Source organism: Rubrivirga sp. S365, assembly GCF_032248475.1.
GTDB lineage: Bacteria > Bacteroidota > Rhodothermia > Rhodothermales > Rubricoccaceae > Rubrivirga > Rubrivirga litoralis.
The window spans coordinates 2,171,644-2,187,669 of record NZ_JAVTTN010000001.1; the positions used below are offsets into that span (position 1 = coordinate 2,171,644).

A 16,026-nucleotide genomic window follows, 5' to 3' on the forward strand; every position below is an offset into this window, starting at 1 on the left:
CGGGCGGGGCGGCAGATCAAGAGAGCGGGCGGGGAGCTAGTCGTCCGACTTTTCCTCCTCGGCCTCGGGCGCCTCGGCGGCCGCCTTCTTCTTGCGCGGCTTCTTGGTCTTGAACGCGAGCTCCTCGCCCTCGCCCTTGTAGTCGACCGTGATCTTGGCGCCCTCCTCGAGGTCGTTGGTCAAGATGGCCTCGGCCATCGGGTCCTCGACGTACTTCTGGATCGCGCGCCGGAGCGGGCGGGCGCCGAACTGGGGGTCGAACCCCTTCTCAACGAGGAACTCCTTGGCCTTGTCCGTCAGGTCGATCTCGATGCCGAGCTCGTTCACGCGCGCGAAGAGGTCCTGCTTCATCACGTCGATGATCTCCAGGATGTGGCTCTTCTCGAGCGGGTGGAACACGATGACGTCGTCGATCCGGTTGAGGAACTCGGGGTTGAACACGCGCTTGAGCGCGTCCTCGACCGTCGACTTCATCTTCGTGTAGTCGAACGTCTCCTCGGACAGCGAGAAGCCGATGCCCTTGCCCAGGTTCTTGATGTCCCGAGCCCCGATGTTCGAGGTCATGATGATGATCGTGTTCCGGAAGTCGACCCGGCGGCCGAGCCCGTCCGTCAGGATGCCGTCGTCGAGCACCTGGAGCAGGATGTTGAACACGTCCGGGTGCGCCTTCTCGATCTCGTCGAGGAGCACGACCGAGTACGGCTTGCGACGGACCTTCTCGGTCAGCTGCCCGCCCTCCTCGTAGCCCACGTAGCCGGGAGGCGCACCGACGAGCCGCGACACGGAGAACTTCTCCATGTACTCCGACATGTCGATGCGGATGAGCGCGTCCTGGGTGTCGAAGAGGTACTCCGTGAGGCGCTTGGCCAGCTCCGTCTTGCCCACGCCCGTCGGGCCGAGGAAGATGAACGAGCCGATGGGCCGCTTGGGGTCCTTGAGGCCGGCGCGCGTCCGGCGGATGGACCGCGCGAGCTTGAGGATGGGCTCGTCCTGGCCCACGACCGACCCCTTCAGCTCCTGCTCCATGTTCAGGAGCTTAGCGCCTTCCGACGTCTGGACGCGGTCGACCGGCACGCCCGTCATCATGGCGACGACGGCCGAGATGTCGGACTCCGTCACCGGGTACGTCTCGTCCTCGGCCTGACGCTCCCACTCCTCCTTCACGTTCTGGAGCTCCTCCTGGAGCTTCTTCTCGCGGTCGCGGAGTTGGGCGGCCTCCTCGAAGTTCTGGCTTTTGACGACCTGGTTCTTCTCCTCCTTGACCGTCTCGATCTTCTCCTCGAGCTCGACGACCTCGGCCGGCACCTTGATGTTGGCGAGGTGGACGCGCGCGCCGGCCTCGTCCATCACGTCGATGGCCTTGTCGGGCAGGTGGCGGTCGGTGATGTAGCGCTCCGAGAGCTTGACCGTCAGCTCGATGGCGCCCTCGTCGTACTCGACGTTGTGGTGCGCCTCGTACTTGGGCTGGATCTGGGTCAGGATTTCAACGGCCTCCTCGGGCGTGGCCGGGTCCACGAGGATCTTCTGGAAGCGGCGGTCGAGCGCCCCGTCCTTCTCGATAAACTGGCGGTACTCGTCGAGCGTCGTCGCCCCGATGCACTGGATCTCGCCGCGCGCGAGCGCCGGCTTGAACATGTTCGACGCGTCGAGCGAGCCCGACGCCCCGCCCGCGCCGACGAGCGTGTGGAGCTCGTCGATGAACAGGATGACGTCTTGGTTCTTCTCGAGCTCGTTCATGACCGCCTTCATCCGCTCCTCGAACTGGCCGCGGTACTTGGTCCCGGCCACGAGCGCGGCGAGGTCGAGCGTCACGATCCGCTTGTCGTAGAGGATGCGCGAGACCTTGCGCTGGACGATGCGGAGCGCGAGGCCCTCAGCGATCGCCGTCTTGCCCACGCCGGGCTCGCCGATAAGGACGGGGTTGTTCTTTTTGCGGCGGCTGAGGACCTGCGCGACGCGCTCGATCTCCTGCTCGCGCCCGACAATGGGGTCGAGCTTGTCCTCCTCGGCGAGCGTGGTCAGGTCGCGGCCGAAGTTGTCGAGGACCGGGGTCTTGGACTTTTCTGCCATCTCTCGTTTGCTGCTGGAGGAGCGGGAGCCGCGGCCGCGGCCCGAGGGCTCGTCGGCCGAGGCGCGGGGGGAGGCCTTGCCGCTGAGGATCGAGTCGAGCTCAGCGCGGACGGCGTCGTAGGTGACGGAGAACGCTTGCTGCAAGATCTGGGCCGCCACGTTCTCGTCGTCGCGGAGCAGGGACAGGAGCAGGTGCTCGGTCCCGATCACGTCGGACTTGTAGAGCTTCGCTTCGAGGTAGGTGATCTTGAGGACCTTCTCGGCCTGCTTCGTCAGCGGGATGTTCCCGACCGTCAGCGTGCCGCCCGTCGAGCGGACCGTGTCCTCGACGGCCTTTTTGAGCTTGAACAGGTCGCACCCGAGGTTGCGGAGGATCTTGACGGCGATCCCCTCGCCCTCGCGGATGATCCCGAGCAGGAGGTGCTCGGTCCCGATGTAGTCGTGCCCGAGCCGGATCGCCTCCTCGCGGGAGTACGAGATCACGTCGCGGACGCGGTTGGAAAAGTTGCCTTCCATTAGAGTCGGTGGGTCAGTGTTCAGTGAGTCGGTAGGTCAGCGCGTCCGGTCGTCAGTGGTCGGGGCGGGGCGGTGCCGCCGGGGCGAACACTGACTCACTGAGGACTGACGGACTGATACACTGGATCAGGCGGCGAACGAGGAGCCGCAGCCGCAAGTCTGCGTCGCCTGGGGGTTGTCGAAGACGAACCCGCGGGCGTCGAGGCCGTCGTGGTAATCGACGGTCGTGCCCATGAGGTAGAGCCCGTGGCGCTTGTCCATGAACACGGTGACGGGGTCGTCGGCCGCGGCGTCGAGCGCGAACGTGAGGTCGTGCTCGCGGTGCTTGTCGAACCCGAGCACGTAGCTCATCCCCGAGCAGCCGCCGCCCTTGACGCCGACGCGGAGCCCGAACTGGGCCGGGATCTGCTTGTTGGCGACGATCCGGCGGACCTCGGCGAGCGCCCGCTCGGAGAGCGTGACGGGGGCGGGGAGGGCGGGCGGGGCGGCGGGCTCGGCCGGCGCGGTCTGTACGGTGCTCATGGGTCCCGGGGGGTCTGTGGGTCGAATCAGAGAACGGCGACCGCTGTTCCGTCCGTGCGGCGGGCCGTGTGGAATCTGCGTCCGCCTTCGAGCAGGCGGGCCGCCCTGCGGACCTGTCCTCGGGCTCTGCCGTCGGGGCCGCCCCGCTCGTCGGTCGGAAGGTACGGGACCGCCGCCCCGTCTGACGCCGCCCGGGGCGCGGGGCTTACCCGCCCCGCCCGCGGCGTCAGCGGGCGAGCACGACGGCCGCCTTCTGCGCCTCGGTCGTCCCGCCGGCCACGTCGACGGCCTCGACGAGCACGACGTAGATCCCGGCCCGGAGCGGCCGGCGCGCGTCGTCGCGGCCGTCCCACACGAGCCGGGCCGTCGAGCCGCTGAGGCGGCCGGGCTCGAGCTCGCGGACGGACCGGCCGCCGCCGTCGAACACGCGGGCGCGGACGAGGGCGGCCTCGGACCCGAGCGCGTACGTGATCTCGGCGGCCTCGCCCCGCTCGGGCGCAAACGGGCTCGTGACGACGAGATCGCCGCGCGGGGCGGGGCGGTCGGCGAGCCCGACGCTGTTCTCGGCCGAGGGCGTCCCGCCCCGCTCGGCCAGCGACGAGGACCAGTTCGAGGCCGCGTTGGATGCCCCGGCCGGGTCGCGTCGCTCCAGCGCGACGCCCGCCGCGTCATCCAACTCGGGCCGGTGCCACGCCGGGTTGTAGGCGACGGAGTCGAGCGCCGCCCCGCTCGCGCGGAGGACGACCGCTCCGCCCGCGTTCGGCAGGCTTGCCGCCCCGCCCACGTCGAGGAGCGCGGCGTCGGGGAACGCCGTGCGGAACACGGCCGGGTCGCGGACGAGCGCGAGGTACGCGCCCGGCGCGAGCGGGGCGGGGCGGTCGACGAGCGGGCCGCCGTCGTTCAGGGACAGGTCGGCGAGGTCGACCGTGCGGTCGTCGGTCGCGTTGAACACTTCGAGGTACTCGCCCGCGCTCCCCAGCGCCGGGTCGTACATCACCTCCGTGATGACCACGCTGCCGGGCGGGAGCGGCGGGCCACTCGGGGCCGACCGCGCGTTGGGGGCGCCGGGCGTCCCGCCGGCCGGGGCGGTCGAGGTGGCAAAGTTGTCCCGGACCGAGGGGCCGTCCGCGTCGCGCCGTTCGAGCGAGGCGTCCGCCCCGCCCCAGGCCGACGTGTAGGCGACGGCGTCGAGCTCCGCGCCGTCCAGGATGAGGGCGGGGCGGTCGCCGCTGTTGTTGAGCGTGGGGAAGCGGTCGACTTCGATAAACGGGACGCCGGGGTAGGCGGCGGCGAACGCCTCGCCGTTGCGGACCAAGACGGCGAACGCGCCGGGCGTGAGCGCGAGCGGGGCGGCGACGGGCGCCGACACGTCCCCGTCGTCGGCGACCGCCACCCCGCCCAGGTCGACCGTGCGGCCGGAGCGGTTGAGGACTTCGAGCCACTCGTTCCCGGGCGGCTGCGGCGCCGGCGGGTCGTACATCACCTCGTTGATGACCACGTCGCCCGGGCTGGGCGCTTGCGCGAGGGCGGGCGGGGCGGCGAAGGCGAGGCAGAGGAGGAGCGTCGAGCGCATAGGCGGTCCCAGAGGGCGGGGCGGGGTGGCGTGCCGCCAACCTAGGGCGCCGGGGCTAAACGGCGTCCGGCTGCCGCAGGCGGCGCGCAGAGGGGCGGGGCGGCCTGCCCAACTTCTCCGGCTCAAGCCCCGTCCCACCCCGCCGTTGCATGTAACGCCGCTCCGCTTGTCTTTGGGCGGGCGGGGAGGGCGCAACCTGGCAAACCGCGGCCGGTGGTCGCACCACCCGCACATCACTCGTACTCCTCTCCCATATCGAACACGTACGGGACGAGGGCCGCCGTGTACACGAACCCGACCCGGGACGACGTCCCACTATAATCGAGCAGGTCCCCAGGGCCATGCACTTCGGCGAGGCACCACCGTCCGGCGGCACCGTCAGTTTTGGGCGCGCAGGCTTCGAGCCGGATCACGTCTTCGCTCGCTCGCTCGACCTCGAACAGAGTGCGGTAGTCGGTGCTCGGCCCCGCCCGGGCGCTGAGGGCGCTGAACGACGGTCCGACGGCCCAATCCGTCTCGTCCCAGACGATTTCGAACCCATTCGGGGCTCCAGTCCCCCGGGCATCGGCCGTGATCGGCGCCACGGGCTTCAGAAACCTCAAGTCCCGTCGAGGCATGTCCAGAAGCGCGTAGGAGACATCAGGGGCATCGACGAGTACCCAGCACAGGGCTCCGTCGTCGGTCGCCCTGTCGCACGAGCGGACCCAGACCAGCGTCCCATCCTCGACAGGCATTGAGGAGGAAGTGGAAACGGCTTCCTCGGCCCCCTCAGCTTCTACAACGGCGTACAGGTTGACGAGCTCCGCCGTCGGGGCGGCCGGCTGTGCGCGGGCAGCCGCGGCGACGAGGGTGAGGGCGGCGACGAAGGCGAAGTGGAGCACGGGCCGACGTCAGCTTCGGGAGGTGAGGTCGCGAATGCACACCTCGGTCATCAGCCGGGCCGCGAGCGGCAGCGCCGCCTCGTCGAGGTCGAACCGCGCGTGGTGGAGCGGGTACCGCGTGTCCGCCCCGCCCGCCGAGCCCACGCGGACCATGGCGCCCGGGACGCGCTCGAGGTAGTACGCGAAGTCCTCCCCGCCCATGCTCGGGAGCGCCAGGTCGACCGCCGCCTCGGCCCCGAGCACGTCGACGGCCGCCGTCCGCGCCGCGACCACCTCGGGCGCCGTGTTGACGACGGCCGGCAGCGAGGGCTCAAAGTGGACGTCGACGTCGGCCCCGTAGACGGCGCCCAGCGCGCCGGCCACGCGGCGGACCTTTTCGCGGAGGAACGCGAGCGTCTCGCCGTCGACGCATCGGAGCGTCCCCCCGAACTCGACGCGGGCGGGGATCACGTTGAGGGCGTCGCCGCCCTGGAACCGGCACAGCGTGAGCACGGCCGCCTTGCGCGCGTCGGTCACGCGCCCGACGAGCTGGTACAGCTCAGTCGCCACCTGCGTCGCCACCCAGACCGTGTCGACGGCCTCGTGGGGCCGCGCCGAGTGGCCCGACTTGTCGCTCGCGACCGTGACCACGAACGGGGCGCACGCCGCCGTCAGCGGCCCCGAGCGGAACCCGAAGCGCCCGACCGGCAGCGTGGGCTCGAGGTGGACGGCGTAGGCGGCGGCGACGCCGTCGAGCACGCCGTCGGCGATCATGCGCGGTCCGCCCGACGGCATCCGCTCCTCGCACGGCTGAAAAAACACCCGGACCGTGCCGGCGATCTCGTCGCGCCGGCGGCTCGCGAGGAGGGCCACGCCGCACCCGATCGCCATGTGCCCGTCGTGGCCGCAGGCGTGCATCACGCCCGGCGTGCACGAGCGGTACGGGACGTCGGTGGCCTCCTGGATGGGGAGCGCGTCCATGTCCGCCCGGTAGGCCACGGTCGGCCCCGGGCGCTCGCCCTCGACCTCGACCATGAACCCGGTCCCGGCGAGCGGGGCGGAGGGTTCGAGGCCGCGCTCGACGAGCCACGACCGGAGGCGCTCGGCCGTCGCGCGCTCCTCGAACCCGAGCTCGGGGTAGCGGTGGAGCTCGCGGCGGAGCGTCGACAGCTCGCTGCGGAGATCGAGGTCGGCGAGGGCGGGGCGCGTGGCGTCGGTGATTTGCACGGGGTACCGGGGGGGCAGCGAAACGGCGGGGCCCCGCCAGAACCGGACCAAGCCGCCCACGAGGCGTGGAGCGGGGCGGCGGCGGGCGGGGCGGTCTGCCAACCCGCGGCCGCGCCGTTTGGGTCCGCCCCGCCCGCGGGCGTCCCGGTGGGCGGGGCGGCGCTGCGACCCTGCACCACCCCGCCCTGGGCTCGCCCGGCGGCGCCCGGCGGCGCCCGGCGGTGTGCCCGACGGCGTTGCATGCAACGCCGCTACGATGCCTGCCCCGCCCTCGTGCGGTGCGGGCGGGGTGGTGCATCTTCCGCTGCCCGCTGCCCGCTGCCCGCTGCCCGCTGCCCGCTGCCCGCTGCCCGCTGCCCGCTGCTACGCCGGGGCCGCCTCGACGCTCTCGCGGAACTCGTCCGCGAGCGAGGCGACGACGTCGGGGAGCCGCTGCGTGGCCGCGTACGTCCGCCGCTGGCGCTCGTAGGAGGCGCCGCTTTCGAGCACCCGGTGGACCCCGCGGAGCTCAGCGAGGCACCCCAGCCGGTCGGCCACCGGCTCCAGCTTGGCGACGAGGTCGGGGAGCTGCTCGCGGAGCGGGGCGTGGTCGCCCTCGTTGTCGCGGATCACGTCGGCGTCGAGCCCATGCCGGCACGCCCGCCACTTGTTCTCGCGTAGGATCCAGGGGTCGAGGAGCCGGAGCGGGGCGCCCGTGTCGTACCGCTCGCCTAGCGCGACGACGAGGCACTGCGTGAGCGCTACGAGCGCGGCCAACTCCTCCATCGTCGACGGCGAGTCGCAGATGCGGACCTCCAGCGTCCCGAAGTTCGGGTGCGGCCGGATGTCCCACCAGATCTCGCGGATCGTCTGGATGGCCCCGGCCCGCACGAGCGTGTTCATGAAGCTCTGGAACTCGCCGTAGTTGGCGAGCCGGTACGGGAGCCCGGCCGTCGGCATGCCCTCGAAGATCTTGGACCGGGCCGAGGCCAGGCCGGTATCCTCGAAGTCCGTGAACGGGCTCGACGCCGAGAGCGCGAGGAGGTGCGGGAGGTAGCTGGACAGCGCGTTCGAGACCGCGATGGCCTTCTCGCCCGACGACACGCCCACGTGCACGTGGAGCCCGTAGATCAGGAGCCGCCGGGCGGGCCACTGGATCCGGTCGACGAGCCCCTGGTAGCGGTCGTTCGGGAAGATCTTCTGGTCCCGCCACTGCCCAAACGGGTGCGTCCCGGCCGACGAAAACGCGAGGCCGAGCTCGGCCGAGTGCGCGTAGAGCTCGCGGACCGACTCGGACAGGTCGCGGACGCAGTGCCCGACGTCGGTGCAGATCCCGGTGATGACCTCGACCGTCGACTGCGTGAGCTCCTGCTTGATCTTGGGGTGGTCGCGCCCGACGCGGTCCAGCAGCGCAACCGACCCTTGCTTAAGGTTGAACGTCGACGGGTCGACGATCTGGAGCTCGACCTCGACGCCGAGCGTCGGCTCGGGCGAGCCCTGAAAGGGGATCGGGGCCAGCGCGTTGGCCGAGGAGACGTCCATGAAACGGGGCGGGGCGGACCCGGGGGGCGGGCGCCAAGAAACGACCGCCCGCCGACAAACGACAACCGGGGGGATCCGTGAGTCGGTAAGGGGACCCGTGGAAGATCAGTGGGGCAGCCGGCCGCGCCATCCCGCCCGAACCCGCCACCCCGCCCGGTGTCGCCGTGGGGGCGGGGCGGTCTGCTGGGCCACCCCGCCCAGCTCTGCCGTGCCGACGCGTGCAACGGCGCCATGCTCGTCCTGGGCGGGCGGGGCGGAGAGCCCGTCCGCTACGCGCCACCCCGCCCGATGCGGCCCACCGACCCACCGACCTACTGGCCCGCGTGCTCCGGGAACAGCTCGCGGAACCGGGCGATCATGCGCCGGGCCTCGTCGCGGAGGGCGGCCTCGTCGCCGTCGGCATGCTCGCGGGCAAAGGCGGCCGCGGCCGCGTCGGCGTCGTCGCCGGCCGACTGCGCGAGCGCCCAGTAGTCGTCGGCCCGCGCGAGGGCCGTCTCGAAGGCGTCGGCGTCGGCCTGCGTTGCGGGGTCGTCGAGGAGCGGCTGCGCGAACAGGGCGCGCGCCTCGATCTCGCTCAGGCTTCCCTCGCCGAACCCGGCGTGCGTGGCGTCGTCGTCCTCGGGGCCGACGCGGAAGGCGGGGTGGTGGAGGAGCGCCTCGAAGTCGAGCGTCTCGTGCCCCGTCTCCTGCGCCATCTCGACCTCTTCGGGGAGCAGCGCCTGCCAGTGGATCTCGGCCGTCTCGAGGAGCCCGTCGAGCCCCATCCAGTCTTCCTCCGACGGGTCCTCGCCGACGAGCTGGGCCGCGAGCGACGCCCGCTGGTGCGCCCGGTCGGCCGGCGGCATCGAGAGAAAGGCCCACAGGACCCGGGCCGTTTCGAGCAGCGCGACCGCGTCGTCGGCGACGGCGTCGGGCTCGGCGCGGAGGCGGAAGGCGTCGGCGGCGTCGAGGCCGTAGAGCGCGAAGAGGGGCTCGGCGAACAAGGCCAGCGACTCGAACTGGACGCCCGTCTCGCCCTCGACCAGGACCCGCGTGAGCCGCGCCTTGCGCTGGGCAAAAGCGTCGGCGGCGGCGCCGTCGAGGGCGGCCACGGTTTCGGGGTCGAGCGGTGCGCCGGGCGCGTCGTCGTCGAAGTCGTCGTACATCGGGGGGGCGGTCGGGGGAGGGGCCGCTAGACGCCCGCCCCGCCCGGCGGGGTTCCAGGCCGCGGCGTCTTCAAGGCCGCCGGAGCCCACGCGCGATGGCGTCCAGCGCCGCCTCGGGGTCGTCGGTCCGGCCGGTCCGCACGGGCGACGTCTGGAGCGTCGTCGAGCGCGTGGCGGTCAGCCAGTGGAACCGCTCGGACGGCGGGAGCAGCCCGAGCGGGGCGGCCGCCGCCCCGCCCGCGGCGACGGCCGCGAACGCGGCGAGGTAGCGGGCGAGGAGGCCGGCGTCAACGCCCGGCCACCGCGCGGCCACAGCCTCGGCCGTCGTCACGAAGCGGACGTTGAGGAAGCGCGCCTGCCGCGCCTGGAGCACCACGCCGACCGCTTCGGCGTCCCCCGTCACCACGCGGGGCACGACGCGGACGAGCGCGTAGTCGTAGGCGACGGTCACGGGCAACGGGCAGGAGGCGGGCGGGGCGGTCGTGGGAGCGGCAGGGCGGGGCGGACTCCCCACTTACCGGCGGTACGCGAGCGGCGTCGTGTCCGGCCCGGCCGCCTGCGCCCGGACGGCCTCGGCGACCCAAGCGCGCGGGGCCGCGAGACGCGCACGGAAGTAGTCGAGGTAGGCCCGCCGCCCCGCCCCGGCGGACGCGAACGGGGCGGGGTGGCCGGGCGGCGCGTGGAGCAGCAGCTCGTCCGGGACGTCGTCGAGCACGGCGCCGAGGGCGCCGTCGGTGAGGAGCGGGGCGAGCCGGGCGTCGGCGGCCTCGATGTCGCCGGCGAACGGGAGCAGGACGTGGTCGCGGATGGCCGGGAACGGCGTCCGCGCCCGGGCCTCGTCCACGCTCGCCCAGTCGTGGTGGAAGTAGAGGGCCGCGCCGTGATCGATGAGCCAGAGCTCGGGGCCGCCCGCGCCTGGCGCGACCAGGAGGTTCGGGTTGCGGGCGGTCCGGTCGATGTTGGTCGTGAGCGCGTCGAGCCAGACGACGTCGGCGGCCGTCTCGGGGGCGACGAGGTCGCCGGCCGCGAGCGGGTCGAACGGGAAAGCGCCCTCGATGAACCCGAGCCCCACGTTGAGGCCCGTGCTCGCGCGCAGGATGTCCTGGATCTCGGGGTCCGGCTCGGACCGTCCGAACGCCTCGGCCAGGTCGACGAGGGCGAGGTCGGGGAGCGGGAGCCCGAGCGTCTGCGCGAGGCGCCCCACGACGACCTCGGCCACGAGCGCGCGCGCGCCCTGCCCAGCGCCCCGGAACTTGACCACGTACGGCCCCGCCGCCGTCTCGACGACGGCCGGCAGCGACCCGCCCTCGCGGAGCGGCGTGACGTAGCGGAGGGCGGGGTGGACGGCGAGCACGGGCGACAGACCGCCCCGCCCCACCCGGGGTTTCGGGGAAGGGGAAGCGCGGGCGGGGTGGCGGCGGTTTTGTTCGGCCCCGCCCGATGCCACCCCGCCCAACGACCGGCACCCGTAGGGACACGACTTGTCGTGTCCAGGGCGGGCGGGACGGCCCAGTCCACCGCCACCCCGCCCGCCGCGGCCGCGCCCAACGACGCACATCCGTAGGAACGCGATGGGGCGGGGCGGGGGTGGTTCTGAACAACGGCGACGGCCCCGCCCGTCAACCGTTTGGGCAGGGCGTCGTGCCTCATGCGGACACCACACGTGGTGTCCCTACGGTGACCACCCCGCCCGTGCGTGTCGTGGACGGGGTGGCGCATTTTCAGCCCGTTGCCCGCTTTCTCCCGACTTCCGCCCCGCCCCGTGGCGCCGGCGGGGCGGGGCGGCCATCTTCCCGTACCCCGTACCCCGTACCCCGTACCCCGTACCCCGTACCCCGTACCCCGTGCCCGACCGCCCCGTCCGCGTCCTCTTCGTTTGCCTCGGCAACATCTGTCGGAGCCCGCTCGCCGAGGGCCTCTTCCAACAGAAGGTGGTCGACGCCGGGCTCGCCGGCCAGATCGAGGTGGACTCGGCCGGGACCGGGAACTGGCACGTCGGCGCCCCGCCCGACGAGCGGATGACGGCCACGGCCGCCACCCACGGCGCCGACCTCTCGCGACTCCGCGCGCGGCAGTTCGAGCGGGCCGACCTCGACGAGTTCGACCACGTGTTCGTCATGGACAAGCAGAACCTCCACGACGCGCTCGCCCTCGACCCCGACGGCGACCACGGCACGCGCGTCCGCCTGTTCCGCGAGTTCGACCCCGAGCCCGGCGACTACCAGGTGCCCGACCCGTACTACGGCGGCGGCGACGGCTTCGAGGAGGTCTACGCCATCGCCGACCGGACGACGACGGCCATCCTCGACCGGCTCCGCGGCGTCTACGGAATCTGACCGCCCCGCCCGCGCGCCGCCGTTCCGCGGGCGACGGGCGCCCGCTGCGACGCCCGCCCCGCCCTCGGCGCGGGCGGCGCACCCTCACCGCCCGCTGCCCATGATCCCGCCGGACCTCCTCCCCGACATCGAGCCCCACACCGGCGCCGTCCGCTCGGCGACGTCCGTCGGCGGCGGCGACGTGTCGCGGGCGGCCCGCCTCGACGCCGAGCGCGGCCGGTTCTTCCTCAAGTGGGGGCGGGGCGACGCCGGGCAGACCTACGCCGCCGAGGCCGAAGGGCTAGCCGCCCTCCACGCAGCGGCCGAGGGGACGGGCCTCACCGTTCCCACCCCGCTCGCGTCGCGCGGCGCCACCGAGGGCGGGGCGGCCGCCGAGGGCGGGGCGGCCGGCTTCGTGCTCCTCGACTGGATCGATCCCGCCCGCCCCGCCCCGGCCGACTGGCGCGCGTTCGGGGCCGCCCTCGCCGCGCTCCACCGAGCGCCCGCGCCGGGCGACGGCCGCTACGGGTGGGACGCCGACAACTGGATCGGGAGCAAGCCGCAGCGGAACGGGTGGGACGCCTCGTGGCCCGCCTTCTTCGGCGAGCGGCGGCTCCGGGCGCAGGCCGAGACCGTGCGCCAGCGCGGGGCGTGGGACGCGGCGTGGGACCCGCTCCTCGACCGGCTCGTCGCGCGGCTCCCCGACCTGCTCCCGGCCGCCCCGCCCCCAGCCTTATTGCACGGCGACCTGTGGGGCGGCAACGCGCTCGCCACCTCCGGCGGCCGCTTTGCGCTCATCGACCCGGCCGTCTCCGTCGGCCACGGCGAGGCCGACCTGGCCATGACCGAGCTGTTCGGCGGGTTCGACGCCCCGTTCTACGACGGCTACCGCGAGGCCCAGCCGCTCGAACGGGGCTACCCGGAGCGCCGCGAGGTGTACAACCTGTACCACCTCATCAACCACCTCACGCATGGACCGAGCTACCGGCGCCCTGTCGAGTCCGCGCTGCGCCGGTTCGGGGGGGCGTAGCCGAGCGGCGGCGGCGGGGACGGTAGGCCCGATTCATACGCCGACGCCGCCACAGCCGCGCGAGCCCCCAGCCGAGGCCGATCCCGACGAAGTCGGCCCACAGGTCCCGCGTCTCCAGGCCCCGCCCCGGCACGATCTCCATCTGGAACCCTTCGGTGCCGACGGCGACGAACACGGCCGCGATGACGATGTAGACGGCGAACCGGGGGAGCGCCCACGCCCACAGACCAGCGAAGCCGGTAAAAAAGACGACGTGGGCCGCCGTCGTGATGATCGGGCCGAGCGCGGGGAAGACGCGCCCCGGCAGGAACAGACCGAGGGCGGCCAGAACCGACCAGGCGGCGGCGATCGCGAGGCGGGTGGGGCGGAGGGGCATGGCCTTCGAGAAGAGCGGGCGACCTCTCCGGCGGCGGAGGGGCAAAAGAGGGGAATCCCCTACAACCCGCGACCCGCCGCTCTGGTCCGCCCGCGGCCGGATGCGCAGACAATCCGCACGGCCGTCGCGCTCGGCTCAGGCGGAAAGCGCCTCCAGTGAAAACGACTCAAGCGAGTCCAGCACGACGTCCGCCCCGCCCAGTTCATCCATTCCGTAGCGGCCCGTCGCGACGGCCACGGCGACGCACCCGCCGGCCCGGGCGCACGCGATGTCGAGTGGCGTGTCGCCGATAATGACCACCTCGGCCGGGTCCACCTCGCGTCCCAGCGCCCGCCCCGCCCGCTCGACGGCGACCGCCGGGAGCGCGTTGCGGTCCTCGGCGTCGCTCCCGAATGCGCCGAATGGGAACTCGGCCTCGCCCAGCCCGATCCGCCCGACCTTGGCGTAGGCCAGCTCGCGGAGGTTGCCCGTCAGCAGCCCCAGCGGCACGCCGTCCGCGGCCAGGCGGCGGACGAGGTCGACGGCGCCGGGGAGCGCCTCGACGTGGGCCGTCGGCAGGCACTCGCGCATGAGGTCGCGGTAGACGTCGCCGAACGCGCCGTGGGCGTCGTCGAGGTCCGAGACGTCGAGCCCGGCCTCGCGGGCGGCCGTCAGGATCTGGCGGAAGATCTGCGGGTCGGTCTTCCCCGAGAACGAGACGTCCGACGTGTCGAGCGTCCCGCCGACGACGCGCTCCAGCGCGCTCTCGATGCACCGCCGGCCGACGCCGTTCGACTGGAGGAGCGTGCCGTCGATGTCGAACAGGAGAACGGGCATGGCCGGGGCGGGGTGGGGGAGCGCACAGGCTACGCGGCCGCCGGGCGGGCGGGGGTGAAGAGGGGTGGAGGTGGAGCCATGGTGCTGACTCCGCCCCGCCCGGTGGTAGTCGCTCTAGAGGTCGCGCCTCCTATCGGATCGCTGACGTCCTGCCTCATGCTCCGACACCTTCCCGCCCCGCTCAATACACCGGCCGTCGCGCCGTCGCCGCCGCCCAGACCACCGCGAGCACCGCCCCGCCCACGGTCACGAGCGCCGACGGGAGGAGGCCGAGCGTCGTGCCCGGCACGCCCGCCGGGAGCCCTTCGAGCCCGTAGCGCAGGAGCGTGACGCCGTGCGTGACCGGGTTGGCGAGCATGACCCAGCGGAGAGCGTCGGGCGCGCCCGAGAGCGGGAAAAAGGCGCCCGAGAGCAGCCAGATCGGGATGAGCACCACGTTCATGACTGCGTGAAACGCCCGCGTCGTCTTGAGCCGCCACGCCATCCCGAACCCCAGCGCCGTGAACGTGGCGCCGACGAGGCCCGCGGCCCCGACCGCCACGAGCGCCCCGCCTACGCCCGGCCTCAGCCCCACGAACGGAGCCAGGAGCCCGATGAGGACGGCCTGGAGGAGCGCCAGCGTCGTCCCGCCCAGGACTACGCCGAGCACGATCGCGAGCCGTGGCTGCGGCGCCACCAGCGCCGCCTGGAGCACGCCCGACTGCCGGTCCTCGACGACCGAGATCGTCGAGTAGATGGCCGTAAACAGCACGGCCAGCACGATCATGCCCGGCAGGAGGTACTCGAGGTACGAGGCGTCGGAGCCGGGGACCGAGACGGCGTCCTGGAACCCGAACCCAAAGAGGACCCAGAACAGGACCGGCTGCGCGAGCACGCCGACGAACCGGGCGCGGTCGCGGACGAACACGAGCACCTCGCGGCGCCAGAGGGCGAGGACGGCAGCCGTCATTCCGTTATTGGATCCAAAGGAAGAGGGTCGATAATCGCCGGCGGCACCGTTCCGCTCGCCTCGTCGTGGTGCCGCCCCGCCCCGCCCGCGCCGTCGCCGCCCATGCCGGGCGGGGTGGACGTGCCCGCCCCGCCCCCGGCGAACGCGCCGCCGACGGCGGCCGCGAACACGTCGTCCATCGACGGCTCCTTGAGCGCCGCCGCGCGGACGTCGGGCCGCGCGTAGAGGGCGGGGAGAAGGGCGCCCGGGTCGTCGGCGGCGACGAGTACGCGCCCGCCCACCGCGCGGGCGTCGAGGCGCTCGTGCCCGAGCCGTGCCGCGAGCGCCGGGGCGTCGTCGGTGTCCAGCCAGAGGGCGTCGCGGCCGAGCGCGGCCTTGAGCGCGGCCGGCGTGCCGAGCGCCACCAGGCGGCCGGCGTCGAGGACCGCCACGCGGTCGCACCGCTCGGCCTCGTCCATGAGGTGCGTCGCCACGAGCTGCGCCGAGCCCTCGGCCTGCGGTGCGTGGTCGCGGCGGAGGCCGTCGAGCGTGTCCCAGAGCGCCACGCGCGCGAGCGGGTCCAGCCCGCCCGTCGGCTCGTCGAGGAGGACGAGGGCGGGGTGGTGGAGGAGCCCCCGCGCGAGGTCGGCCCGGCGCGCGAGCCCGCCCGAGAGCGTCCCGACGCGGGCGTCGGCGCGGTCGGCCAGGTCCAGCCGCCCGAGCAGGTCGTCGATCCGCGCCCGCGCCTCGCCCCGCCCGAGCCCCGCGAGCGCCGCCTGGAGCGCGAGCGACTCGCGGACCGTAAGGGCGTCGTCGAGAGCCGGGCTCTGGAACACGACACCGATCCGCCGGCGGACGGCCGCCGGATCGCGCCGGGCGTCCGCCCCACCCACCGTCACGGTCCCGGCATCGGGCACGAGGAGCGTCGAGACGGCCCGCATGAGCGTCGTCTTGCCGCTCCCGTTCGCGCCCAGGAGCCCGACGCGCTCGCCCGGCGCCACGTCGAGTGTCACGCCGCGGAGCGCCGCCACGTCGCCGTAGGCGTGGGCCAGATCGCGGACGGAGAGGGCGGGCGGGGCGGTCACGAGCGGGATGGGGCAGAGGGGAGCCGGTGGGCGGGGTGGCCG

15 protein-coding genes are annotated in these 16,026 nt (G+C 73.4%); 2 read left to right on the forward strand and 13 right to left on the reverse strand.

The features are described 5' to 3' along the window. Window positions 1-36: 36 nt before the first annotated feature. The 9 genes from RQM47_RS09360 to RQM47_RS09400 all read right to left on the reverse strand — a co-directional run bounded on the left by RQM47_RS09360 (window position 37) and on the right by RQM47_RS09400 (window position 10,788). Window positions 37-2,586 carry an ATP-dependent Clp protease ATP-binding subunit gene (locus RQM47_RS09360; protein WP_311661712.1) on the reverse strand — a complete coding sequence of 850 codons (2,550 nt, stop codon included), beginning with the start codon at window positions 2,584-2,586 and terminating at the stop codon, window positions 37-39. A gap of 126 nt (window positions 2,587-2,712) precedes the next feature. Then, entirely contained in the window at window positions 2,713-3,108 is a 396-nt protein-coding gene (locus RQM47_RS09365) for a HesB/IscA family protein (RefSeq protein ID WP_311661710.1), read from the reverse strand. 226 nt (window positions 3,109-3,334) lie between these two features. Then, window positions 3,335-4,681, reverse strand: coding sequence for a lamin tail domain-containing protein (locus tag RQM47_RS09370; protein ID WP_311661708.1), 1,347 nt, complete (start codon window positions 4,679-4,681; stop codon window positions 3,335-3,337). 233 nt (window positions 4,682-4,914) lie between these two features. Beyond that, window positions 4,915-5,562 (reverse strand): hypothetical protein, encoded by a 648-nt coding sequence (locus RQM47_RS09375; protein ID WP_311661706.1) that lies wholly within the window; start codon window positions 5,560-5,562, stop codon window positions 4,915-4,917. Window positions 5,563-5,571: 9 nt separating this feature from the next. After that, entirely contained in the window at window positions 5,572-6,768 is a 1,197-nt protein-coding gene (locus RQM47_RS09380) for an amidohydrolase (RefSeq protein WP_311661704.1), read from the reverse strand. A gap of 363 nt (window positions 6,769-7,131) precedes the next feature. Beyond that, a complete protein-coding gene (locus RQM47_RS09385; protein WP_311661702.1) occupies window positions 7,132-8,289 on the reverse strand; it encodes a glutamate--cysteine ligase in 1,158 nt (385 codons plus the stop codon). Window positions 8,290-8,600: 311 nt separating this feature from the next. Further along, window positions 8,601-9,434 (reverse strand): hypothetical protein, encoded by an 834-nt coding sequence (locus tag RQM47_RS09390; protein WP_311661700.1) that lies wholly within the window; start codon window positions 9,432-9,434, stop codon window positions 8,601-8,603. A 70-nt stretch (window positions 9,435-9,504) separates the two neighbouring features. Continuing rightward, window positions 9,505-9,885, reverse strand: a complete 381-nt coding sequence (locus RQM47_RS09395) for a DUF3037 domain-containing protein (RefSeq protein ID WP_314008663.1) — start codon at window positions 9,883-9,885, stop codon at window positions 9,505-9,507. Between the two features lie 63 nt (window positions 9,886-9,948). Beyond that, window positions 9,949-10,788: a HipA family kinase gene (locus RQM47_RS09400; protein ID WP_314008665.1), complete on the reverse strand. Its 840-nt coding sequence runs from the start codon at window positions 10,786-10,788 to the stop codon at window positions 9,949-9,951. A 490-nt stretch (window positions 10,789-11,278) separates the two neighbouring features. Between RQM47_RS09400 and RQM47_RS09405 the strand changes: the two genes are divergently transcribed. Then, window positions 11,279-11,770 carry a low molecular weight protein-tyrosine-phosphatase gene (locus tag RQM47_RS09405; RefSeq protein WP_311661694.1) on the forward strand — a complete coding sequence of 164 codons (492 nt, stop codon included), beginning with the start codon at window positions 11,279-11,281 and terminating at the stop codon, window positions 11,768-11,770. A 100-nt stretch (window positions 11,771-11,870) separates the two neighbouring features. After that, the gene (locus RQM47_RS09410; RefSeq protein ID WP_311661692.1) at window positions 11,871-12,779 is read left to right on the forward strand and encodes a fructosamine kinase family protein; all 909 of its coding nucleotides are present in this window, start codon (window positions 11,871-11,873) and stop codon (window positions 12,777-12,779) included. Here the strand turns inward: RQM47_RS09410 and RQM47_RS09415 are convergent. The 4 genes from RQM47_RS09415 to RQM47_RS09430 all read right to left on the reverse strand — a co-directional run bounded on the left by RQM47_RS09415 (window position 12,715) and on the right by RQM47_RS09430 (window position 15,984). Next, window positions 12,715-13,155, reverse strand: coding sequence for a VanZ family protein (locus RQM47_RS09415; protein WP_314008667.1), 441 nt, complete (start codon window positions 13,153-13,155; stop codon window positions 12,715-12,717). The genes RQM47_RS09410 and RQM47_RS09415 overlap by 65 nt on opposite strands. Window positions 13,156-13,290: 135 nt before the next feature. Beyond that, complete coding sequence (locus RQM47_RS09420) at window positions 13,291-13,971, reverse strand: HAD family hydrolase (protein WP_314008669.1); 681 nt, start codon at window positions 13,969-13,971, stop codon at window positions 13,291-13,293. A gap of 181 nt (window positions 13,972-14,152) precedes the next feature. Next, the gene (locus tag RQM47_RS09425; protein ID WP_314008671.1) at window positions 14,153-14,920 is read right to left on the reverse strand and encodes an ABC transporter permease; all 768 of its coding nucleotides are present in this window, start codon (window positions 14,918-14,920) and stop codon (window positions 14,153-14,155) included. Continuing rightward, complete coding sequence (locus RQM47_RS09430) at window positions 14,917-15,984, reverse strand: ATP-binding cassette domain-containing protein (protein ID WP_314008674.1); 1,068 nt, start codon at window positions 15,982-15,984, stop codon at window positions 14,917-14,919. The genes RQM47_RS09425 and RQM47_RS09430 overlap by 4 nt, the downstream gene beginning before the upstream one ends. Window positions 15,985-16,026: the final 42 nt, after the last annotated feature.